The 22,983-nt window shown below is 66.9% G+C and carries 20 protein-coding genes; 17 read left to right on the plus strand and 3 right to left on the minus strand.

Features of this window, described 5'->3' with window-relative positions:
• The first annotated feature begins 74 nt into the window (after positions 1-74).
• The 9 genes from ACPTTC_RS03370 (at position 75) to ACPTTC_RS03410 (ending at position 9,358) form a co-directional block, all read left to right on the plus strand.
• Positions 75-878, plus strand: coding sequence for an outer membrane protein assembly factor BamE (locus ACPTTC_RS03370; protein WP_226195347.1), 804 nt, complete (start codon positions 75-77; stop codon positions 876-878).
• 62 nt (positions 879-940) lie between these two features.
• Positions 941-1,738, plus strand: a complete 798-nt coding sequence (dapB, locus tag ACPTTC_RS03375; RefSeq protein WP_423391546.1) for a 4-hydroxy-tetrahydrodipicolinate reductase — start codon at positions 941-943, stop codon at positions 1,736-1,738.
• An 18-nt stretch (positions 1,739-1,756) separates the two neighbouring features.
• The gene (locus ACPTTC_RS03380) at positions 1,757-2,425 is read left to right on the plus strand and encodes a MotA/TolQ/ExbB proton channel family protein (RefSeq protein WP_423391547.1); all 669 of its coding nucleotides are present in this window, start codon (positions 1,757-1,759) and stop codon (positions 2,423-2,425) included.
• A gap of 24 nt (positions 2,426-2,449) precedes the next feature.
• Complete coding sequence (locus ACPTTC_RS03385; protein ID WP_423391548.1) at positions 2,450-2,914, plus strand: ExbD/TolR family protein; 465 nt, start codon at positions 2,450-2,452, stop codon at positions 2,912-2,914.
• Between the two features lie 291 nt (positions 2,915-3,205).
• Positions 3,206-5,800: a leucine--tRNA ligase gene (leuS, locus tag ACPTTC_RS03390; protein ID WP_423391549.1), complete on the plus strand. Its 2,595-nt coding sequence runs from the start codon at positions 3,206-3,208 to the stop codon at positions 5,798-5,800.
• Positions 5,801-5,838: 38 nt separating this feature from the next.
• The gene (gene lptE, locus ACPTTC_RS03395; protein ID WP_039361502.1) at positions 5,839-6,393 is read left to right on the plus strand and encodes an LPS assembly lipoprotein LptE; all 555 of its coding nucleotides are present in this window, start codon (positions 5,839-5,841) and stop codon (positions 6,391-6,393) included.
• Between the two features lie 18 nt (positions 6,394-6,411).
• On the plus strand, positions 6,412-7,506 hold the full coding sequence (holA, locus tag ACPTTC_RS03400) for a DNA polymerase III subunit delta (RefSeq protein WP_423391550.1): 1,095 nt from the start codon (positions 6,412-6,414) through the stop codon (positions 7,504-7,506).
• Between the two features lie 138 nt (positions 7,507-7,644).
• The gene (locus ACPTTC_RS03405; protein ID WP_423391551.1) at positions 7,645-8,916 is read left to right on the plus strand and encodes a glutamate-5-semialdehyde dehydrogenase; all 1,272 of its coding nucleotides are present in this window, start codon (positions 7,645-7,647) and stop codon (positions 8,914-8,916) included.
• A 19-nt stretch (positions 8,917-8,935) separates the two neighbouring features.
• The gene (locus ACPTTC_RS03410) at positions 8,936-9,358 is read left to right on the plus strand and encodes a CopD family protein (protein WP_144245423.1); all 423 of its coding nucleotides are present in this window, start codon (positions 8,936-8,938) and stop codon (positions 9,356-9,358) included.
• A gap of 97 nt (positions 9,359-9,455) precedes the next feature.
• Here the strand turns inward: ACPTTC_RS03410 and ACPTTC_RS03415 are convergent, their stop codons facing one another.
• Positions 9,456-10,304, minus strand: a complete 849-nt coding sequence (locus ACPTTC_RS03415) for a MurR/RpiR family transcriptional regulator (RefSeq protein WP_423391552.1) — start codon at positions 10,302-10,304, stop codon at positions 9,456-9,458.
• A gap of 293 nt (positions 10,305-10,597) precedes the next feature.
• Between ACPTTC_RS03415 and edd the strand changes: the two genes are divergently transcribed.
• The 4 genes from edd to ACPTTC_RS03435 all read left to right on the plus strand — a co-directional run bounded on the left by edd (position 10,598) and on the right by ACPTTC_RS03435 (position 15,198).
• Entirely contained in the window at positions 10,598-12,454 is a 1,857-nt protein-coding gene (gene edd, locus ACPTTC_RS03420) for a phosphogluconate dehydratase (protein ID WP_423391553.1), read from the plus strand.
• A 19-nt stretch (positions 12,455-12,473) separates the two neighbouring features.
• Positions 12,474-13,100: a bifunctional 4-hydroxy-2-oxoglutarate aldolase/2-dehydro-3-deoxy-phosphogluconate aldolase gene (gene eda / locus ACPTTC_RS03425; protein ID WP_011350938.1), complete on the plus strand. Its 627-nt coding sequence runs from the start codon at positions 12,474-12,476 to the stop codon at positions 13,098-13,100.
• 219 nt (positions 13,101-13,319) lie between these two features.
• Complete coding sequence (locus ACPTTC_RS03430) at positions 13,320-14,681, plus strand: GntP family permease (RefSeq protein WP_175955693.1); 1,362 nt, start codon at positions 13,320-13,322, stop codon at positions 14,679-14,681.
• A gap of 13 nt (positions 14,682-14,694) precedes the next feature.
• Positions 14,695-15,198 (plus strand): gluconokinase, encoded by a 504-nt coding sequence (locus ACPTTC_RS03435; RefSeq protein WP_175955695.1) that lies wholly within the window; start codon positions 14,695-14,697, stop codon positions 15,196-15,198.
• 80 nt (positions 15,199-15,278) lie between these two features.
• Here ACPTTC_RS03435 and ACPTTC_RS03440 read toward each other — a convergent pair whose 3' ends face one another.
• Positions 15,279-15,926, minus strand: coding sequence for a TetR/AcrR family transcriptional regulator (locus ACPTTC_RS03440; protein ID WP_423391554.1), 648 nt, complete (start codon positions 15,924-15,926; stop codon positions 15,279-15,281).
• Between the two features lie 277 nt (positions 15,927-16,203).
• On the opposite strand from ACPTTC_RS03440, the gene ACPTTC_RS03445 reads away from it, so the two are divergent.
• Positions 16,204-17,625: an NAD(P)/FAD-dependent oxidoreductase gene (locus tag ACPTTC_RS03445; RefSeq protein WP_423391555.1), complete on the plus strand. Its 1,422-nt coding sequence runs from the start codon at positions 16,204-16,206 to the stop codon at positions 17,623-17,625.
• Between the two features lie 76 nt (positions 17,626-17,701).
• Here ACPTTC_RS03445 and purB read toward each other — a convergent pair whose 3' ends face one another.
• Positions 17,702-19,090 carry an adenylosuccinate lyase gene (gene purB, locus ACPTTC_RS03450; RefSeq protein WP_175971346.1) on the minus strand — a complete coding sequence of 463 codons (1,389 nt, stop codon included), beginning with the start codon at positions 19,088-19,090 and terminating at the stop codon, positions 17,702-17,704.
• A 232-nt stretch (positions 19,091-19,322) separates the two neighbouring features.
• Here purB and ACPTTC_RS03455 point away from each other — a divergent pair, with 232 nt between their 5' ends.
• From ACPTTC_RS03455 to ACPTTC_RS03465, 3 genes are all read left to right on the plus strand, one after another.
• Positions 19,323-20,276: a LysR substrate-binding domain-containing protein gene (locus tag ACPTTC_RS03455; protein ID WP_423391556.1), complete on the plus strand. Its 954-nt coding sequence runs from the start codon at positions 19,323-19,325 to the stop codon at positions 20,274-20,276.
• Positions 20,277-20,552: 276 nt separating this feature from the next.
• Complete coding sequence (locus tag ACPTTC_RS03460) at positions 20,553-21,839, plus strand: Glu/Leu/Phe/Val family dehydrogenase (protein ID WP_175955703.1); 1,287 nt, start codon at positions 20,553-20,555, stop codon at positions 21,837-21,839.
• 250 nt (positions 21,840-22,089) lie between these two features.
• Positions 22,090-22,983 carry a glutamate/aspartate ABC transporter substrate-binding protein gene (locus ACPTTC_RS03465; RefSeq protein WP_423391557.1) on the plus strand — a complete coding sequence of 298 codons (894 nt, stop codon included), beginning with the start codon at positions 22,090-22,092 and terminating at the stop codon, positions 22,981-22,983.

Consider the following 22,983-nt stretch of genomic DNA (forward strand, 5'->3'; position numbering starts at 1 on the left):
CGCGGCCTGCGACGCGGGCCTGCACGGTGAGGGAAATGATTCCAGAATCTCTTTCGCACTTTCAGAGGAGCCGCATGCGGAGTGTCATCATCGCTGCCGCCGCCGTTGCCGCGCTGGCTGGTTGTTCGTCGTACGACAGCGTGACGCAGCGCATCGCGCAGAGCATCACCCCCTACCGGATCACCGTCGTGCAAGGCAACTTCGTGTCGCAGGAGAAGGCCTCGCAGCTGCAGGTCGGCATGTCGCGCGAGCAGGTGCGCGCGCTGCTCGGCACCCCGCTGCTGGCCGACATGTTCCACGCCGACCGCTGGGATTACCTCTTCTACTTCAAGCGTGGCTCGACGGCAGTCGTCCAGCAGCGCGATCTCGTCGTGACGTTCGCGGGCGATCGCCTGGCGGGCTGGACGGGGGCGGACAACCTGCCGTCTGAGCTCGACCTGCTGGCCGATATCGACGGCGACCGCGGCGGCAAGAAGGCGAAGGCGGCCGCAGCGGCGAAGAAGGCCGCCGAGGCTGCCGCAGCCGCGAGCGCCGCGCAAGCGGCGGCGAGCGCGCCGGCACCGGAGGCTGTCGCGCCGGTGTCCGGGGCGGTGGTCGACCAGGATGCGAACGCGCAGGCCGCCCGTGCGGCGAACCGCGCGACCAACCAGGTGTCGGGTCAGGGCTCGAACGCGCGCCGCTTCGCACCGGCCGCGCAGGCTGCCGGCGGTGCGCCGGTGCCGGGCGGCCAGCCGCCGGGCGCGGTGCCGGCGATCCAGCCGCAGTTCCAGTTCCATCGTCCGCCGCCGCCGAACGCGTCGAACGAGGCGTCGCCGCCGGTCGGCCCGCAAGGCTCGGATACGCTGCAGAACCAGCCGATCACCGCGCCGGCGCAGTAAGTCCGCGTGCGGAAACAGGGCGGCATGCGCCGCCCGCCTTTAGACCTGTCGTGTAGAAAGCCATGAAGATTGCGATTGCCGGGGCATCGGGCCGAATGGGCCGGATGCTGATCGAAGCCGTTCTCAACGATTCCGACGCGCAGCTCGTCGGCGCGCTCGACCGCGCCGATTCGCCGTTCCTCGGCCAGGACGCCGGCGCGTTCCTCGGCAAGGACACCGGCGTCAAGCTGACCGCCGACCTCGACGCGGTGTTCGCGCAGGCCGACTACCTGATCGATTTCACGCGTCCGGAAGGCACGATGGCCCATATCGAGGCCGCGCTGCGCCACGACGTGAAGCTCGTGATCGGCACGACCGGCTTCACCGCCGAGCAGAAGGCCGGGTTGCAGGCCGCGGCGGGCAAGATCGGCATCGTGTTCGCGGCGAACATGAGCGTCGGCGTGAACGTCACGCTGAAGCTGCTCGAATTCGCGGCGAAGCATTTCTCGCACGGCTACGACATCGAGATCATCGAGGCGCATCACCGTCACAAGGTCGATGCACCGTCGGGCACCGCGCTGATGATGGGTGAAGCCGTCGCCGGCGCGCTCGGGCGCTCGCTCGACGATTGCGCGGTGTACGGCCGCCATGGCGTGACGGGCGAGCGCGATCCGTCGTCGATCGGCTTCGCTGCGGTGCGCGGCGGCGACATCGTCGGCGATCACACCGTGCTGTTCGCAGGGATCGGCGAGCGCATCGAGATCACGCACAAGTCGTCGAGCCGCGTGTCGTACGCGCAGGGCGCGCTGCGCGCGGTCCGCTTCCTGTCGGCGCGCGGCGCCGGCCTGTTCGACATGCAGGACGTGCTCGGCCTGCGCTGACACCACGGGGAAACTCCGATGGCGATACCCACCGGCGTTGTCCACTACCTCGAAAGCGGCGATGCGATCACGCATGCCGTCGCCTATGTGCTGCTGGCGATGTCCATCGCCAGCTGGTGCTTCCTCCTCATGAAAGCCTGGCTCCTGATCCGCGCGAAGCGGCAGGGGCCGCGCGCGCTCGCCGCGTTCTGGCGCGCGCCGTCGCTCGACGCGGGCATTGCCGCGCTCGCCGGCGCCGATCGCGAGCGTGTGTTCGTGCCGCTCGCCGAAGCCGCGCGCGATGCGGCCGACGATCACGACCCGGCCGCGCTGGCCGCGCGTGTCGAACGCAGCGAACGCGTGCTGCGCGCGTTGCGGCATGCGATGCTGCGCTCGCAGCGGCGCCTCGAATTCGGCCAGGTGCTGCTCGCGTCGATCGGCAGCACCGCGCCGTTCGTCGGGCTGCTCGGCACCGTATGGGGCATCTACCACGCGCTCGGCAGCATCGCCGCGAGCGGGCAGGCGCAGATCGAGAACGTCGCGGGGCCGGTCGGCGAGGCGCTGATCATGACCGCGTTCGGGCTCGTCGTTGCGATTCCCGCGGTGCTGGCCTACAACATCCTCGGGCGGCTCGTGCGGCAGCTCGCCGAGGAACTCGACGGCTTCGCGCGCGATCTGCACGTATTCGTGTGCGCGCAGGAAGCCTGACGCGCGCATTCCGGAGGAGCGACCATGGCATTCGGCGGACTCGAGCACCACAAGACGTCCGCGCCGATGGCGGAGATCAACATGACCCCGCTGATCGACGTGATGCTGGTGCTGCTCGTCATCTTCATCATCACCGCGCCGCTGATGACGCACGCGATCCGGCTCGACCTGCCGAAGGTCGCGGCCAGCGTCGCGCGCGACACGCCGCAATCCGTCACCTTGTCGATCGACGACGCGGGCAAGCTGTACTGGGACGACGCGCCCGTGGCGCTCGATGCGCTGCCGGCGCGCTTCCGGGCCGCCGCCACCGCGGGCGGCGCGCCGCCCGAGCTGCGGCTGCGCGCGTCGCGTGCGACCCGCTACGACGTGATCGCGCAGGTGATGGGCGCCGCGCAGGCCGCCGGCCTCACGCGGATCGGCTTCGTGACCGACGTGCCGCCGCAGGCGGGCGGTTCCGCGGCGGCGCCCGCCGTGCCGGCCAACCGCTGAGCGGATCCGGCGGCCGGCCGCTGCCGCGGGATCGGGCCACACGCCGCAAGACCGGTCGAATGGGCCGGCGCGGGCGGTATAATCAACGTTTTTCCCGGTTGGCAGGCTTTTTTCAGGTAACCCGGAATTTTCCAGGCTACCCGGGCATGCTGCGGGTTACCCCGAAAATGCCCGGAAACCGCGAACAGGTCCGGCAACAGCGAACCTGCAGGTCCGCCGGGCAAGCACGATTTTCGATCCACTCCTGCGCGCGCGCCGTCGCGCCGCTTAAAGCCTAGTCCGAACCACACCATGCACGAGAGATACGTACCCGCCGACGTCGAAGCCGCCGCCCAGGGCGACTGGCGCGCAGCCGATGCCTACAAGACGAAGGAAGATTCGCAGAAGCCCAAGTTCTACTGCGTATCGATGCTGCCGTACCCGTCCGGCAAGCTGCACATGGGTCACGTGCGCAACTACACGATCAACGACGTGATGTACCGCTATCTGCGGATGAACGGCTACAACACGTTGATGCCGATGGGCTGGGACGCGTTCGGGATGCCGGCCGAGAACGCCGCGATGGCGAACGGCGTGCCGCCCGCGAAGTGGACCTACGACAACATCGACTACATGAAGGGCCAGATGCAGTCGATGGGCCTCGCGATCGACTGGTCGCGCGAGATCGCGACGTGCAAGCCCGACTACTACAAGTGGAACCAGTGGCTGTTCCTGAAGATGCTCGAGAAGGGCATCGCGTACAAGAAGACGGGCACCGTGAACTGGGACCCGGTCGACCAGACCGTGCTCGCGAACGAGCAGGTGATCGACGGCCGCGGCTGGCGTTCGGGCGCGCTCGTCGAGAAGCGCGAGATCCCGATGTACTACCTGCGCATCACGCAGTACGCGGATGAGCTGCTGAACGACCTCGACGGCCTCGGCTGGCCCGAGCGCGTGAAGATCATGCAGCAGAACTGGATCGGCAAGAGCTTCGGCGTGAACTTCGGCTTCCCGTACGAACTCGACGGCGAGAAGAAGCTGCTGCGCGTGTTCACGACGCGCGCCGACACGATCATGGGCGTCACCTTCTGCGCGATCGCGGCCGAGCATCCGCTGGCCACGCGTCTTGCGCAGGACAAGCCGGAACTGCTCGCATTCATCGACGAATGCAAGCGCGGCGGCGTCGCCGAGGCCGACGTTGCGACGATGGAGAAGAAGGGCGTCGCGACGGGCTTCTCGGTCACGCATCCGCTGACGGGCGAGCCCGTCGAGGTGTGGATCGGCAACTATGTGCTGATGAGCTATGGCGAAGGCGCGGTGATGGGCGTGCCGGGCCACGACGAGCGCGATTTCGCGTTCGCGAAGAAATACAACCTGCCGATCAAGCAGGTGATCGCGGCCGAAGGCCAGCAGTACTCGCTCGACGCATGGCAGGAGTGGTACGGCGACAAGGAAGTCGCCGTCTGCGTGAACAGCGGCAAGTACGACGGCCTGCGCTACACGGAAGCCGTCGACGCGGTGGCGGCCGACCTGAAGGCCGGTGGTTTCGGCGACAAGCAGGTCACGTGGCGCCTGCGCGACTGGGGCGTGTCGCGCCAGCGCTACTGGGGCACGCCGATCCCGATCATCCACTGCCCGTCGTGCGGCGACGTGCCGGTGCCGGAGAAGGACCTGCCCGTCGTGCTGCCGGAAGACCTCGTGCCGGACGGCTCGGGCAACCCGCTCGCGAAGTCGGAAGCGTTCCTGAACTGCACGTGCCCGAAGTGCGGTGCGGCGGCCAAGCGCGAAACCGACACGATGGACACCTTCGTCGATTCCTCGTGGTACTTCTCGCGCTACACGGCGCCGGATGCCGAGACGATGGTCGACGCGCGCACCGATTACTGGATGCCGATGGATCAGTACATTGGCGGCATCGAGCACGCGATCCTGCACCTGCTGTATTCGCGCTTCTGGACCAAGGTGATGCGCGACCTCGGCCTCGTGAAGTTCGGTGAGCCGGCGAAGAACCTGCTCACGCAGGGCATGGTGCTGAACGAGACGTTCTACCGTGAAGACGCTTCCGGCAAGAAGACCTGGTACAACCCGGCCGACGTGACGGTCACGCACGACGACAAGGGCCGCCCGGTCGGCGCGACGCTGAACACGGACGGCCAGCCGGTCGTGCTCGGCGGCATCGAGAAGATGTCGAAGTCGAAGAACAACGGCGTCGATCCGCAGGTGCTGATCGACCAGTACGGTGCCGATACCGCGCGCCTGTTCACGATGTTCGCCGCGCCGCCCGAGCAGCAGCTCGAGTGGTCGGGTGCGGGCGTCGAGGGCGCGAGCCGCTTCCTGCGCCGCGTGTGGAGCTTCGGCGCGGCGAACCGCGAAGCGCTCGCCGCGCGCGCGGGCTTCGATGCGGCCGCGCTCGGCGAAGCCGACAAGGCGCTGCGCCGCGAGATCTACAGCGTGCTGAAGCAGGCCGATTTCGACTACCAGCGCTTGCAGTACAACACGGTCGTGTCGGCTGCGATGAAGATGCTGAACGCGATCGACGGCGCGAAGGGCGCGACGCCCGGCGTGCTGCGTGAAACGTACGGCGTGCTGCTGCGCGTGCTGTACCCGGTCGTGCCGCACGTCACGTTCGAGCTGTGGAAGGCGCTTGGCTACGCGGACGAATTCGGCCCGCTGCTCGACGCACCGTGGCCGAAGGTCGACGAGGCCGCGCTCGAGCAGGCCGAGATCGAACTCGTGCTGCAGGTGAACGGCAAGGTGCGCGGCGCGCTGAAGGTGGCGAAGGACGCGAGCCGCGAGGCGATCGAAGCCGCGGCGGTGGCCGACGACGCGTTCGCGAAGTTCAGCGACGGCAAGCCGGCGAAGAAGATCGTCGTCGTGCCGGGCCGCCTCGTGAACATCGTCGTCTGACGGCCGTTGGCCGTCGGACGTACCCAGAAGGAGCGAAGGTGATCCGCAGATCGTTTTTGATGCTCGCAGTCGGCAGCGCGGTTGCGCTGTCGGCATGCGGCTTCCAGTTGCGCGGCCAGCAGGACTACGCGTTCAAGCACCTGCTGATCGCCGGCGCGCCGGCGCCGGTCGAGGCGCGCCTCGTGCGCCTCGTCGAGGCCGGCAGCGACACGAAGATCGTCAAGTCGGCGGACGACGCCGATGCCGTGCTGCGCATGTGGGAGTCGCGTGGCCAGAACACGCTGACGCTCAACAAGTACGGCTCGGCGCAGGAATACGCGCTGTTCTACACGCTGAACTATACGTTGACGAGCAAGGACGGCACGGTGCTGATCCCGCCGAGCGCGATCGCGCTGAACCGCGCGATGACGTACAGCGACCAGTACACGAACGCGAAGGCGCAGGAAGCCGACATCCTGTACGGCGACATGCAGAACGATGCGGTCGACCAGCTGATGCGGCGTCTCGCGATCGTCCATTCGCTGACGCCGGCGCCGGAAGACGTGGTACCGGGCGTCGCACCGCGCGCGCCGCTGCCGCCGCCGCCGCTCTGATCGACGGCGCACGTATCGATGCAACTGCGACTTGATGCACTGGAGCCGCACCTCGCGAAGGGGTTGGCCGGGCTCTATACCGTCTACGGCGACGAGCCGCTGCTCGCGCAGGAAGCGTGCGACCGCATTCGCGCGGCCGCGCGCGCGGCCGGTTTCACCGAGCGTTCGGTGCATACGGTCGAGCGCGGCTTCGACTGGAGCGTGCTGCTCGGCGCAACCCAGGCGATGTCGCTGTTCGGCGAGCGCCAGCTGATCGAGCTGCGCATTCCGTCGGGCAAGCCCGGCAAGGAAGGCGCCGATGCGCTGAAGACGCTCGCGGCCACGCCGAACCCCGACGCGCTGATGCTCGTCACGTTGCCGCGCCTCGACGCGGCCACGCAAAAATCCGCATGGTTCACCGCGCTGCAGAACGGCGGTGTCGCGCTGAAGATCGATCCGGTCGACCGCGCGCAGCTGCCGAACTGGATCGGCCTGCGCCTCGCGATGCAGGGCCAGCGCGCCGCGCCCGGCGAGGACGGGCGGCGCGCGCTGCAGTTCATCGCCGAGCGCGTCGAAGGCAACCTGCTTGCCGCACACCAGGAAATCCAGAAGCTCGGGCTGCTGTATCCGCAGGGGGCACTGTCGTTCGAGCAGGTGCACGACGCGGTGCTGAACGTCGCGCGTTACGACGTCTTCAAGCTGAACGAAGCCATGCTCGCCGGCGACGCTGCGCGGCTCGCGCGGATGATCGACGGCTTGAAGGGCGAGGGCGAGGCGATCGTGCTCGTGATGTGGGCCGTCGTCGAGGAATTGCGCACGCTGCTGCGGATCAAGCGCGGCACGACGGCCGGCAAGCCGCTGGCGACGCTGCTGCGCGAGAACCGCGTGTGGGGGCCGCGCGAGCGGCTGGTCGGCCCCGCGCTGAATCGCGTGTCGGAAGCCGTGCTCGAGAAGGCGCTGGCGTTTGCCGCGAAGCTCGACCGTCAGGTCAAGGGGCTCACGGCCGTCGCGCCGGGCCGCCGCACACAGGACGAACCGCCGCCCGATCCGTGGGACGGGCTGTTCCAGCTCGCGATGACGGTGGCCGGTGCCCGCGGCGAGCGACCGCCGACCGCGGGGCGCGTGCGACGCTAAGTCCCGTTCGGGCCTTCAGCGCGCGCTGCGCAACCCGCTTACAATGTTTCGATAGCTGGCGCGGCTCTCCGGCCGCCGCCGCTCACGCTTCCCCAAGAATTCATGCCGCCCAGCGCGGCGCGCTTCTCGAGTCACACGATGGATATCGATCAGTACATGACCGACCTGGGCCGTCGCGCCCGGCACGCTTCCCGCGCAATGGCGCGCGCCAGCACGGCCGCGAAGAACGCGGCGCTCGACGCCGTGGCGCGCGCGATCGAACGCGACGCGCAGGTGCTGAAGGACGCGAATGCCCGCGATGTCGCCCGTGCCCGTGAAAAGGGGCTCGATGCGGCGTTCGTCGATCGCCTGACGCTGTCGGACAAGGCGCTGAAGACGATGGTCGAGGGCTTGCGCCAGGTGGCGTCGCTGGCCGATCCGATCGGCGAGATCGGCAACCTCAAGTACCGCCCGAGCGGCATTCAGGTCGGCCAGATGCGCGTGCCGCTCGGCGTGATCGGCATCATCTACGAATCGCGCCCGAACGTCACGATCGACGCGGCTGCGCTGTGCCTGAAGTCGGGCAATGCGACGATCCTGCGCGGCGGCTCCGAAGCGCTCGAATCGAACGCGGCGCTCGCGAAGCTGATCGGCGAAGGGCTCGAGGCAGCCGGCCTGCCGCAGGACGCGGTGCAGGTCGTCGCGACGGCCGATCGCGCGGCGGTCGGCAAGCTGATCACGATGACCGAATACGTCGACGTGATCGTGCCGCGCGGCGGCAAGAGCCTGATCGAGCGCCTGATCAACGAGGCGCGCGTGCCGATGATCAAGCACCTCGACGGCATCTGCCACGTGTACGTCGACGAACGCGCCGATCTCGCGAAGGCGCTGACCGTCTGCGACAACGCGAAGACGCACCGCTACGGCACCTGCAACACGATGGAGACGCTGCTCGTTTCGAGCGGTGTCGCGGCGACGCTGCTGCCGCCGCTCGGCAAGCTGTATCGCGACAAGCAGGTCGAACTGCGCGTCGATGCGGCCGCGCGCGCGGTGCTCGCCGATGCGGGTGTCGGCCCGCTCGTCGATGCCACCGAGGAAGACTGGCACACCGAATATCTCGCACCGGTGCTCGCGATCAAGGTGGTCGACGGCCTCGACGCCGCGATCGAGCACATCAACCATTACGGCTCGCACCACACGGACGCGATCGTCACCGAGGATCACGACCGCGCGATGCGGTTCCTGCGCGAGGTCGATTCGGCGAGCGTGATGGTCAACGCGTCGACGCGCTTCGCGGACGGCTTCGAATTCGGCCTCGGCGCGGAAATCGGCATCTCGAACGACAAGCTGCACGCACGTGGCCCCGTCGGCCTGGAAGGGCTGACGTCGCTGAAGTACGTCGTGCTCGGACACGGCGAAGGCCGCCAGTAAACAGCGAGGCACTCAACCGATGGCGATGCTCTGGGTCAAGACGTTCCATATCGTTCTGATCGCCGCGTGGTTTGCAGGGTTGTTCTACTTGCCGCGCATCTACGTGAACCTGGCCATGGAAACCGATCCGGCCGCCGTGCGGCGCCTGCTGCTGATGGCGCGCAAGCTGTTCCGCTTCATGACGATGATCGCGGTGCCGGCGCTGGCCTGCGGGCTGTGGCTCTGGCTCGCGATCGGCATCGGGCAGGGGCAGGGCTGGATTCACGCGAAGGTGACGGTCGTGCTGCTGCTGATCATCTACCACGCGTATTGCGGGCACCTGCTGCGGGTGTTCGAGCGCGGCGAGAACCGCCGCACCGACAAGTGGTATCGCGTGTTCAACGAGCTGCCGGTGCTCGGCATGCTCGCGGCGGTCGCGCTGGTCGTGATCAAGCCGTTCTGAGCGGTTTGGCCGGAGAGGTTGCCGGCACCGCCCGATGTGCAACGGCGCCCCGCGGGGCGCCGTTTGTCTTTTACGCGCGGTCGGCAGCGGTGCCGGCTCAATCCTTCGCGCCGTCGTCGATCCGGCGGCGCGTGATCGCCTCCTTCGCGCGGCCGACCCGCTCCATCAGCGCCGGGCCGCGCGACAGCGCGACGCCGACCGCGAGGATGTCCCCGATCGCGAGATGAGACATCCGCGACGTCATCGGCGAGAACACGTCGGTTTCCTCGGCGACATTCGACGCGAGGCTCACCGTCGCGAGCTTCGCGAGCGGCGAATGGCTCTGCGTAATCGCAACGACCTTCGCGCCGCACGCGAGCGCGGAGCGCGCGGCGTCGACGATGTCGCGCGTGCGGCCGGTGTTCGAGATCGCGACGACGACGTCGTGCGGGCCGAGCAGCGCCGACGACATCGAGAACGTGTGCGGATCCGAATACGCGACACTCGGCACGCCGAGCCGGAAGAACTTGTGCTGGATGTCCTGCGCGGCGATGCCCGAGCCGCCGGCGCCGTAGAACTCGATCCGCGAGGCGTTCGACAGCAGCGCAATCGCCTCGGCAACGCTGTCCGCGGACAGGCTGTTGCGCACCTCGATCAGCGCCCCGATCGTGCGGTCGAACACCTTGCCGATGATGCCGGGCGCTGGTTCGTCGGGCTTGACGTCGCGATAGACCGACGACACGCCCGGCGCGACGCTCTGCGCGAGCCGGATCTTGAATTCGCGAAAGCCGCTGCAGCCGAGCGCCTGGCAGAAGCGGGCGATCGTCGGCTGGCTGACGCCCGCGCGCGTCGACAGCTCGGTCATCGCGAGGTCGAGCACCTCGCGCGGCGCGGCGAGGATGTAGTCGGCGAGCTTGCGCTCGGACGGGCGCAACTCGGCGCGGATTGCTTCAATGCGGGGCAGCATGGGGCGGCAGGCAGAAATCGGGTTCGGATGAGCGAGTGTATCGCAATCGAATTGTAGAAAATCTACATAAAAATACTAGCGCTATCACAGTGCTCTCGGCGCAGCGATGACGAGGGTAATTAGGGTTTTTACTAGGTAAAGCCTTGCTGGTAGCGGGAATAAGGGTTGCGCGCGAATCGATCGGCATTGCACGCGTGTAGTTTTTCTACTAGACTGGCTTCGTTCTGTCGATGCATTCGACCGTCCCCACGATTCCAACCGCCGGTGTCGGCCGGCATACAGGAGCGCCCAGCATGACGTCGCTGCACCCCACCCTGGCGAAGGTCACCGAACGCGTGATCGCCCGCAGCCATTCGACCCGTTCCGCCTATCTGCAGCGCATCGACGGCGCGCAGGGCAAGTTCCCGGCGCGCGGCGCGCTCTCGTGCGCGAACCTCGCGCACGGCTTCGCCGGCCTCGAAGGCAACGACAAGTTCGCGATCAAGGCGATCCGCGAGCCGAACATCGGCATCGTGTCCTCGTACAACGAGATGCTGTCCGCGCACGCGCCGTACAAGGATTTCCCCGACATCATCAAGGCGGCCGCGCGCGAGAACGGCGGTGTCGCGCAGTTCGCGGGCGGCGTACCGGCGATGTGCGACGGCGTCACGCAGGGCAACCCGGGGATGGAGCTGTCGCTGTTCTCGCGCGAGGCGATCGCGATGGGCACGGCAATCGCGCTCACGCACAACATGTTCGACGCGGCGCTCTGCCTGGGCATCTGCGACAAGATCGTGCCGGGCCTGCTGATCGGCGCGCTGCAGTTCGGCCACCTGCCGACGATCTTCGTGCCGGCCGGCCCGATGACGAGCGGCCTGTCGAACGACGACAAGGCGAAGATTCGCCAGCAGTTCGCGACCGGCCAGGTCGGCCGCGACGCGCTGCTCGAGGCCGAATCGGCCGCGTATCACGGCCACGGCACCTGCACGTTCTACGGCACCGCGAACAGCAACCAGATGCTGATGGAGCTGATGGGGCTGCACCTGCCGGGTTCGGCGTTCGTCCACCCGCACACGCCGCTGCGCACCGCGCTGACGGCCGAGGCTGCGCGCCGCGTACTCGACCTGACCGTCGAGCGCGGCCACTACACGCCGATCGGCCATGTAATCGACGAGAAGGCGATCGTCAACGGGATCGTCGCGCTGCTCGCGACGGGCGGCTCGACCAACCACACGCTGCACCTCGTCGCGATCGCGCGCGCGGCCGGCATCCTGATCGACTGGAACGATTTCGACGAACTGTCGGCCGTCGTGCCGCTGCTCGCGAAGATCTACCCGAACGGCAAGGCCGACGTGAACCACTTCCACGCGGCGGGCGGCGTCGCGTTCCTGGTGCGCAACCTGCTCGAAGGCGGCCTGCTGCACGAGGACGTGACGACGGTGGCCGGCAAGGGACTGTCGCACTACACGAAGGAGCCGAAGCTGATCGACGGCAAGCTGACGTGGGTCGACGGCGCGGCGGAGAGCCACGACACGAAGGTGCTGCGCGGTATTGGCGACCCGTTCCAGCCGGACGGCGGCCTGCGCCTGATGCAGGGCCGGCTCGGCCGCGGCGTGATCAAGATTTCGGCGGTCGCGCCCGAGCACCGCAAGGTGATCGCCCCCGCGATCGTGTTCGATTCGCAGGAAGCCGTGCAGGAAGCATTCGATCGCGGCGAGCTGAAGCGCGATTTCGTCGCGGTGGTGCGCTTCCAGGGTGCGCGCGCGAACGGGATGCCCGAGCTGCACCGTTTGACGCCGCTGCTCGGCGTGCTGCAGGATCAGGGCTTCCATGTCGCGCTCGTCACCGACGGCCGCATGTCGGGCGCGTCGGGCAAGGTGCCGGCCGTGATCCACGTGTCGCCCGAGGCGCTGCTGGCGGGCCCGCTCGGCAAGGTGAAGACGGGCGATACGCTCGTGATCGACGCGGAAGCCGGCGTGCTCGACATCGAGGTCGACGCCGCCGAGTGGCAGGCGCGCCCGGTCGCGCAGCCGCTGCACCAGGCCGAGAACGAGGTCGGTTTCGGGCGTGAACTGTTCGGCGTGTTCCGCGCGGCCGCCGCGCCGGCCGAGCAGGGCGCATCGGTTTTCGGCGCGCTGGTCGGCGAAACGGCCGCCCACGTCGCCGCATGAATTTCAAGGAGCCAATTCAATGAAGACGATTGCTGAAATCGTGAAGCTGGGCCCGGTCATCCCGGTGCTCGCATTCGACTCGGTCGAGCAGGGCGAACACGTGTCGCGCGCGTTGCACGCGGGTGGCGTGAAGGTGCTCGAGATCACGCTGCGCACGCCGGCCGGCCTGGAGGCGATCCAGCGTGCGAGCCAGCTCGCGGACGACATCGTCGTCGGCGTTGGCACGATCACGAAGCCGGAGCATTGTGAGCAGGCGAAGCGCGCGGGCGCGAAGTTCGGCGTGTCGCCGGGCCTGACGAAGGAGCTGCACCTCGCGTCGCTCGACGCGGGCCTGCCGCTGCTGCCGGGCGTGATGACGCCGAGCGACATCATCCAGGCGCTCGAATTCGGCTACGAGATCGTGAAGTTCTTCCCCGCGCAGCAGGCGGGCGGCGTGCCGATGCTGCAGGCGTTCCACGGCCCGTTCCCGGCGCTGAAGTTCTGCCCGACCGGCGGCATCACCGTCGAAACGGCGCCGAATTTCCTGAAACTGCCGAACGTCGTCTGCGTCGGCGGTTCGTGGCTCACGCCGAAAGCCGCGCTCGCCGCGCAGGACTGGGCCGAAGTCACGCGCCTCGCGCAAGCCGCGAGCCAGCTGCCCCGTTAAGACTTGTACGAAATGATGGTTTGACCCTCGGAAAGCGAGCCTTAGTGCTTGTTTTGCCGAGGGTTTTTGCTGATGGAACCGGTTCTATCCGCGAACCGTAAAGATAAGTAAAATTCAGCGTCCTGACGGGGTGGGTACCCCCCGTGTTTCGGAGACCTGCTTAGCCGGGCATACTCGCAACAACTCGCCCGGCTCGAACAATTCTAGGAGGAGTGCCACATGGGGGCTGTCCAAGGCAGCATGCTGCTCGTATTCACGCTGATCGCGATCGCCGCGCTGATCCTGATGATCGCGCGCTTCAAGATCTACCCGTTTCTGGTGCTGATCATCGTCTCGCTCGGCCTGGGTCTCGTCGTCGGGATGCCGATGGACAAGATCGTCAAGTCGTTCGAGGCGGGCACCGGCGGCACGCTCGGCCACATCGCGATCGTCGTCGGCCTTGGCACGATGCTCGGCAAGATGATGGCCGAATCGGGCGGCGCCGAACGGATCGCGACCACGCTGATCGACTGGTTCGGTGAAAAGAACATCCACTGGGCGATGATGTTCGTCGCGATCATCGTCGGCCTGCCGGTGTTCTTCGAAGTCGGCTTCGTGCTGCTGATCCCGATCGCGTTCAACGTCGCGAAGCGCACCGGCAAGTCGCTGCTCGTCGTCGGCCTGCCGATGGTGGCCGGCCTGTCCGTCGTGCACGGCCTGATCCCGCCGCACCCGGCCGCACTCCTGGCCGTTCAGCAATACGGCGCCGATATCGGCAAGACGATCGCGTTCGGCCTGATCGTCGGCGTGCCGACCGCGATCATCGCGGGCCCGCTGTTCGCGCTGACGATCTCGAAGTTCGTGAAGCTGCCGGAGAACAACCCGCTCGCCGCCCAATTCGTCGACACGCACACGGATGGCCGCAAGCGTGAACTGCCGAGCTTCGGCATCACGCTGTTCACGATCCTGCTGCCCGTCGTGCTGATGCTCGTCGGCAGCTGGGCCGACCTGCTGTTCGCGCCGAAGTCGCTGCCGAACAACCTGCTGCGCTTTGCCGGCAACTCGGACGTCGCGCTGCTGATCGCCGTGCTCGTGAGCTTCTTCACGTTCGGCAAGCTGCAGGGCTTCAACCGCGACCAGATCCAGAAGTTCTGCGGCGAGTGCCTGGCGCCGATCGCCGGCATCACGCTGATCGTCGGCGCGGGCGGCGGCTTCGGCGGCGTCCTGCGCGACAGCGGGATTTCGCAGCAGATCGTCGAAACCGCGAAGCACGCGCACCTGTCGCCGCTGCTGCTCGGCTGGTTCGTTGCCGCGCTGATGCGTCTCGCGACGGGTTCGGCGACGGTCGCGATGACCACGGCCTGCGGCATCGTCGCACCGATCGCGGCGGCGGCCGGCACGACGGTCAGCCCGGAACTGCTGGTGCTCGCCACGGGCTCGGGCTCGCTGATCTTCTCGCACGTGAACGACGGCGGCTTCTGGCTGATCAAGGAATACTTCGGGATGACGGTCGGTCAGACGTTCAAGACCTGGTCGTTGCTCGAAACCATCATCTCGGTGCTTGGTCTTGGCTTCACGCTGCTGCTGAGCATGGTTTTGTAACAAGGGGTAGTCAATGATTCTGATCGCAATGGGCGTGTCGGGCGCGGGCAAGTCGCGAATCGGCGAAATGCTGGCGGAACGCCTGTCGTGCAGCTATACCGATGGCGACGCGTTTCACAGCGCGGCGAACAAGGAAAAGATGCACCACGGCATTCCGCTGACCGACGACGACCGCTGGCCGTGGCTGCGCACGATTCGCGCAGCCATCGAGGAAAAGCAGCGGGCCGGCGAGACGGCCGTGTTCACGTGCTCGTCGCTGAAGCGGTCGTACCGCGACGTGCTGCGCGGCACCGACACCGACGTGCGGTTCGTGTATCTGAAGGGTTCGTTCGAGGTGTTGCACGAGCGCCTGAAGAGCCGCACCGGCCATTTCTTCGATCCGTCGCTGTTGAAGAGCCAGCTGGACACGCTCGAGGAGCCCGGCCCGGACGAAGCGATCGAGGTCAGCATCGAGCTGACGCCCGAGCAGATCGTCGATCAGGTCATGCTGAAGATCGGCCTCGCGCAGCAGCACTGAGCGCGGTTCACGGCAATCGTCATGCACAAGGCGCCCTGCGGGGCGCCTTTTTCATTGGTGGACCTGGGCCCGCGGGCCGGTCAAGCCGCGCGTGCCTGCTTCGCGATGCCGTCGAGCAGCACGTCGAGCATCGTGTCATGCACGGCTGCCGGATTGAGCTGCGCATAGAGCGGGGCGGCTGCCTTGACGAGCGGATGCGCGGCGTCGGACAGCGCTGCCATTTCCGCGAGCTCGACGTCGTTCGCGGCGCGCGTGAGGCCGCCGGCTTCGGCCGCGGCAAGCCCGATCACGCTCGCATACCAGCCGACGCACACCGACGGCAGCGCCGCGCGCGGGATGCCGGCGTCGGCCAGTGCGCGATGCACGGCCTCGATGTGCGCGAGATCGGCCGGCCCGGTACTCATGTGCCGCTGCAGCAGCGCGAACGCCGCCGGGTAGCGCAGCGCGAGCGCGCGGTACTGGCGTGCGAGGTCGCGCAGCCGTTCGCGCCACGGCAGCGCGGCATCGACCGGCACGAGCGAGCGCGACAGCGCGTTCGCGATCGCGCGGCTCAGGCCTTCCTTCGACTTGAAGTGATACAGCACGCTCATCGGGTCGCAGCCGACCGACTGCGCGAGCTTGCGTACGCTGAACGCGGCTTCGCCGACGTCTTCGAGCAGCGCGAGCGCGGCTGCGACGATTGCATCCTTGTCGAGGCCGCGCGGGCCCTGGGCGGGTTTGTCTTTCATCGATGCGGGCTGGCGTGCCGATACGGCGCCGGCTGTAAACTTGACGAAAGGTTATTCTACACTGCAGAATTATTTCTGCGGTGTAGAAATTGGGTGTCCCGGCACCTTTCAAGACGTGCTTTCGCACAGTCCGGGATCCAGGCGGCACGAGCGTGCCCGCCGTCAACACGGGCCATCACGCCCCTTTTTTTCGTTGACACCCAAGTGGAACCGGCTGCCCCACCCGCGAAGCCAGAAGGCTCTTCGACAGGCGGCCCAAGACCATGCAAGTGCAATCATGACTTTCAACCATCAACCCCTGATCCAGGGCGAATCGCGTTTCGAACAAACGCAACTGAACATCGAAAAAGACAACTGGAACTGGTGCGACCCGGCCCGCTACGATGGCGAGCGCCCGGCCAACTGGTACGAGGCGTCTCTGTCGCGTCACGCGAACAGCGCGCCGCTCGCGCACGATGCCGAATGCGACGTGCTCGTGATCGGCGCGGGCCTGCTCGGCGCGTCGGCCGCGCTGCATCTCGCGGAAGCGGGCGTCGACACGATCCTCGTCGACAAGCATCACGTCGGCTCGGCCGCATCGGGCCGCAACGGCGGGCAGCTCACGCCCGGCCTCGCGCGCTGGGAAGCCGCCGACATGATCGACTACCTGTCGCATGACGACGCGAAGCGGCTGTGGCGCTTCGCATCGGCCGAATCGATGGACCTGATCGATGCGATCGGCGCACGTTACGCGCTTGAACTCGACCGCAAGCGCGGCCACATTACGGCGGCGGTGCACCCGGGCCACATGAGCGCGCTGCTGGACGGCGCGGATGCGCGCCGTCACCTCGGCGACGCGGGCGTGACGCTCGTCGGCCGCCATCAGCTGCACGACGAATACGTGTGCTCGGGGCTGTACCACGGCGCGGCGATCGACGCGCTCGGCGGGCAGATTCATCCGCTCGCGCTGGTGCGCGGCCTCGTGCACGGCTTCCGGCTGAACGGCGGTGCGCTGTTCGAGGGCACCGAGGTGCTCGAACTCGACGAGACGCCGAACGGCGTCGTCGCAACGACGCCGGGCGGCACGATCACCGCGCGCAAGGGCGTCGTGCTCGCGCTGCACAACACGACGTTCCGGCTGCTCGACGACGGTGCCGCGACGACCGTGCCGTTCTTTACCTACGTGAGCGTGACGGCGCCGCTCGACGTCGATGTCGCGACGCTGATGCCGGCCGGCATGCCCGTGTACGACACGCAGTTCCAGATCGACTACTACCGGCCGGTACGCGGCAACCGCCTGCTGTTCGGCGGGCAGGGCACCGGCACGTGCTGGGCGCAGCCCGACGTGAACGCGTACCTGCTGACGCGGCTGAACGCCGTGTTCCCGCAGCACGACGGTCGGTTCGCGCTCGACTACTGCTGGAGCGGCGTCAGCGACTTCACGCTGAACGGCGCGACCGATAGCCGCAAGACCGACGGCCGCGTGCCGATGTACATGGTGCAGGGCTGGAGCGGTCACGGCGTCGCGCAGACGGTGCGGATCGGCAAGGCGATCTGTGACGATTTCGTCGGCCGTAACGACGATTTCTCGATGCTGACCGGCATCGACCATCGCGCGATTCCGCTCGGCCGCCAGTTGTCGCCGATCGCGATTCCCGCCGCGAAGGCCGCGATGAGCGTGATGAGCGCGCTCAACCCAGGGCGGATGATCTCGTTCTGACCGGCGGCTGCAGGCAACGAAAAAGCCCGATGCGATTGCTCGCATCGGGCTTTTTTACGTGCGGCGGCGGTGGCGCTTACGCGATCCGCTTCGCGAGTTCGACGGCCTTGCCGATGTACGACGCAGGCGTCATCGCGAGCAGGCGATCCTTCGCATCCTGCGGGATCGCGAGCGTGCCGACGAATTCCTGCAGCGCTTCGCGCGTGATGCCCTTGCCGCGCGTCAGCTCCTTCAGCTGCTCGTACGGGTTCTCGATGCCGTAGCGGCGCATCACCGTCTGCACCGGCTCGGCGAGCACTTCCCAGCAGTTGTCGAGGTCTTCGTTCAGGCGCTGCGGGTTCACTTCGAGCTTGTCGAGGCCGCGGATCAGCGAGTCGTACGCGAGCAGCGAGTAGCCGAGCGCGACGCCCATGTTGCGCAGCACCGTCGAGTCGGTCAGGTCGCGTTGCCAGCGCGACACCGGCAGCTTGTCGGCGAGGTGGCGCAGCGTCGCGTTCGCGAGGCCGAGGTTGCCTTCCGAGTTCTCGAAGTCGATCGGGTTGACCTTGTGCGGCATCGTCGACGAGCCGATTTCACCGGCCTTCGTCTTCTGCTTGAAGTAGCCGACCGAGATGTAGCCCCACACGTCGCGGTCGAGATCGAGCAGGATCGTGTTCGCGCGCGCCACGGCGTCGAACAGCTCGGCCATGTAGTCGTGCGGCTCGATCTGGATCGTGTACGGGTTGAACGTGAGTTTCAGGCGATTCTCGATCACGTCGCGCGAGAACGCTTCCCAGTCGAATTCCGGATACGCCGAGAGATGCGCGTTGAAGTTGCCGACCGCACCGTTCATCTTGCCGAGGATCTCGACCTTCTCGATGCGCGTGATCGCACGGGCGAGGCGGGCCGCGACGTTCGCGAGTTCCTTGCCGAGCGTCGTCGGGCTGGCCGGCTGGCCGTGCGTGCGCGACAGCATCGGCTGTTCGGCGTGTGCGTGCGCGAGTGCGACGAGGCGCTGGTAGACCGTGCGCAGTGCCGGCAGGATCACGTGTTCGCGCGCGCCGGCGAGCATCATCCCGTGCGACGTGTTGTTGATGTCTTCCGACGTGCACGCGAAGTGGATGAATTCGCTGGCCTTTTCGAGTTCTTCCTGGCCCTTCACCGATTCCTTCAGCCAGTATTCGACGGCCTTCACGTCGTGGTTCGTCACGCGCTCGATTTCCTTGATGCGGGCGGCGTCGTGCGCGGTGAAGCGCTCGGCGAGCTGCAGCAGGAATTGTTCGGACGCATCGGAGAAGCGCGGGACTTCGGCGAAGCCGGCGCGCGACAGCGCGATCAGCCAGTGCACCTCGACGGTGACGCGGTGGCGCATGAAAGCGGCTTCGGAGAGCCAGTCGCGCAGCGCTTCGGTCTTGCTGGCGTAGCGGCCGTCGATGGGCGAAAGCGCGGTGAGGGCGAAAAGCGTATCGGGACGAGTGTCGGACATGATCGGGCGGGCCTTGGGGCCGGGTCGAGCGAGGGGGAAGGATAATCCGGCATTTTACCATCGGCGCGGGACAATCCCGGTCGCGCGCGGCCGGCGGGTGCTGCCGCGTGCGGACACCGCGCCGGCGCCCGTTCGCGGCGGGGCGCCGGGCCGCTCGCCGCACCGCCGGCCGGGCCGGCGCGCCGGTAGAATGCAGGCTTCTTCCCGACCGCCGCCCGCCGCGCCCGCCTGCATGGAACTGAAATGGCTCGAAGACTTCGTCTCGCTCGCGGAAACGCGCAGCTTTAGCCGGTCCGCCGAGCTGCGGCACGTGTCGCAGCCGGCGTTTTCGCGGCGCATCCAGGCGCTCGAGGCATGGCTCGCGACCGAACTGATCGATCGTTCGGTCTATCCGACGCGGCTCACGCAGGCCGGGCAGATCTTCTACGAACAGGCGCTGACGATGCTGTCGCAGGCGCACGAGGCGCGCACGCTGCTGCGCGGCCACGTCGGCGCGCCGGTGCCGACGATCGAGTTCGCGGTGCCGCACACGCTGTCGCTCACGTATTTCCCGCGCTGGCTGCAGCGGATCGAGGCGAAGATGGGCCAGGTCCACACGCGGCTGCGCGCGCTGAACGTGCACGACGCGGTGCTGTCGCTCGTCGAGGGCGGCTGCGATCTCGTGATGGGCTACCACCACCCGAGCCATCCGGTCGCGCTCGACCCCGCGCGCTACGACATGCTGATCCTCGGCAGCGAGCCGATCAGCCCGTTCTCGGCGCCGGGCCGCGCGGGGCGGCCGCGCTATACGCTGCCCGGCACGGCCGATGCGCGCGTGCCGTACCTGTCATATACGCCGAACGCGTATCTCGGCCGGATGACGGAAGTCATCGTCGCGAATGCGTCGACGCCGCTGTTCCTCGATCGCGTCTATGAAACCGACATGGCCGAAGGGCTGAAGGCGATGGCGCTCGCGGGCCACGGCATCGCGTTCCTGCCGCACAGCGCGGTCGAGGATTCGGTCGCGGGCGGCCGCCTGATCCGGCTCGACCGATCGGTGCGTGGCGGCGCGCATCCGTTCACGCTGACGATGGAGATCCGGCTGTACTGCGACAAGCTCGCGCTGCAGGGCGACGATCCGCGGCAGAAGCTCGTACGCGCGCTGTGGGACGTCGTGCGCGACGAACTGCGCGAAACCGCGGCTTAACCGTGGGCGGTTAACCGCGACCGCGCGGGGCGGCCGGCTGTCGTCGAGCTTGCGCCGCCTGTCGGGCGGCTGTCCGCCAGCCCTCCCGCATCCTGGAAACACGACTTTTCACGCACGCGATGCACGATCGATCGCGTGCGTTCTTGCGCAAATCGACCGCGGATTTGCGATAAATCGCGATCATGCAAGAAACGCATAATCGAATAAGCAAACGGCATTGGATAAAAAAAACGGGTTTTTCGACAATGTGCGCACCTGTTGACCGTTGGAGCATCCATGTCTTCGCAATTGCAGTCCATCCCGTCCTACCTGCACGCCGACGATCTCGGCCCGTGGGGCAACTACCTTCAGCAAGTCGATCGCGTCGCGCCGTACCTCGGCTCGCTGTCGCGCTGGCTCGAAACGCTGAAGCGCCCGAAGCGCATCCTGGTCGTCGATGTGCCGATCGAGCTCGATAACGGCACCGTCGCGCACTTCGAAGGCTATCGCGTGCAGCACAACGTGTCGCGTGGCCCGGGCAAGGGCGGCGTGCGTTACCACCAGGACGTGACGCTGTCGGAAGTGATGGCACTGTCCGCATGGATGTCGGTCAAGAACGCGGCCGTGAACGTGCCGTACGGCGGCGCGAAGGGCGGTATCCGCGTCGACCCGCGCAAGCTGTCGCGTGGTGAGCTCGAACGCGTGACGCGTCGCTACACCAGCGAAATCGGCATCATCATCGGCCCGAACACCGATATTCCGGCGCCGGACGTCAACACCAACGAACAGGTGATGGCGTGGATGATGGATACCTTCTCGATGAACCAGGGCCAGACGTCGACCGGCGTCGTGACCGGCAAGCCGATCGCACTCGGCGGTTCGCTCGGCCGCAAGGAAGCAACGGGCCGCGGCGTGTTCGTCGTCGGCTGCGAAGCGGCGAAGAAGAAGGGCCTCGAAATCGCAGGCGCACGCATCGCGGTGCAGGGCTTCGGCAACGTCGGCGGCATCGCGGCGAAGCTGTTCCAGGAAGCGGGTTCGAAGGTGATCGCGGTGCAGGATCACACGGGCACGATCTACCAGCCGGCCGGCCTCGATTCGAACAAGCTGCTCGACCACGTCGCCCGCACGGGTGGCGTCGCGGGCTTCGAAGGTGCGGAGCCGATGCCGAATGACGAGTTCTGGACCGTCGAAACCGACATCCTGATCCCGGCGGCACTGGAAAACCAGATCACCGAGAAGAACGCAGCGAAGATCCGCACGAAGATCATCGTCGAAGGCGCGAACGGCCCGACGACGACGGCGGCGGACGACATCCTGACCGCGAACGGCGTGCTCGTGATCCCGGACGTGATCGCGAACGCGGGTGGCGTGACCGTGTCGTACTTCGAATGGGTGCAGGATTTCTCGAGCTTCTTCTGGACGGAAGACGAGATCAACCACCGTCTCGAGCGCGTGATGCGCGAAGCGTTCTCCGGCGTGTGGGCAGTCGCGGAAGAGCACAAGGTGTCGGTGCGTACGGCAGCGTTCATCGTTGCGTGCAAGCGCATCCTGATGGCGCGTGAAATGCGCGGCCTGTACCCCTGATCGGCGGTTGCCGATTTCAGATCGGTTGACTACGATCAATCCATGACGCAATCCATCCGGTTGCGTGCATGAACCCTCGCGGGCGGTGCCGAATCCGGCACCGCCCGCGTGCGCATTCAGGCGCGGGAAGGGGGGCGAAGCCGGGAGGAAGGCTTCGCGCGGCGCGATTCGCAGTGCGGTAAACAACCAGTACTTTCAAAAATATTACTTTGATACACTGGCGCGGGTTTTAGCCAAGGAGATGACCAAAATGAAATACCAAAAGGCAGTCCTGATGTTCGCGGCGCTTTGCGCGTTCGCAAGTGGCGCACATGCTCAGGAGACGGGCACGCTGAAGAAGATCAAGGACACGGGCGTGATCGCGCTGGGACACCGCGAGTCGTCGATTCCGTTCTCCTACTACGACGAAAAGCAGCAGGTGGTCGGTTATTCGCGCGACTTCCAGATGAAGGTGGTCGACGCGGTGAAGAAGAAGCTGAACCTGCCGAACCTGCAGGTGAAGAACATCCCGGTCACGTCGCAGAACCGCATTCCGCTCGTGCAGAACGGCACGGTCGACATCGAGTGCGGCTCGACGACCAACAACACCGAGCGCCAGCAGCAGGCCGCGTTCTCCGACACGATCTTCGTGATCGGCACGCGCCTGATGACGAAGAAGGATTCGGGCGTCAAGGATTTCGCCGACCTGAAGGGCAAGACGGTCGTGACCACCGCCGGCACGACGTCCGAGCGCCTGCTGCGCAAGATGAACAACGACAAGCAGATGGGCATGAGCATCATCAGCGCGAAGGATCACGGCGATTCGTTCAATACGCTGGAGTCAGGCCGCGCGGTCGCGTTCATGATGGATGACGCGCTGCTCGCGGGCGAACGCGCGAAGGCGAAGCAGCCGGGCGACTGGGTGATCGTCGGCACGCCGCAATCGGAAGAGGCGTACGGCTGCATGATGCGCAAGGGCGATGCGGACTTCAAGAAGGTCGTCGACGACGCGATCTCGCAAGTCGAGAAGTCGGGCGAAGCCGCGAAGATCTACGCGAAGTGGTTCGAGAACCCGATCCCGCCGAAGGGGCTGAACCTGAACTTCCCGCTGTCCGATTCGATGAAGAAGCTGTACGCGAACCCGAACGACAAGGCGCTCGACTGA

Origin of the sequence: Burkholderia mycopellens, from assembly GCF_964265025.1 — a bacterium.
In the GTDB taxonomy this organism is placed as follows: Bacteria; Pseudomonadota; Gammaproteobacteria; order Burkholderiales; family Burkholderiaceae; genus Burkholderia.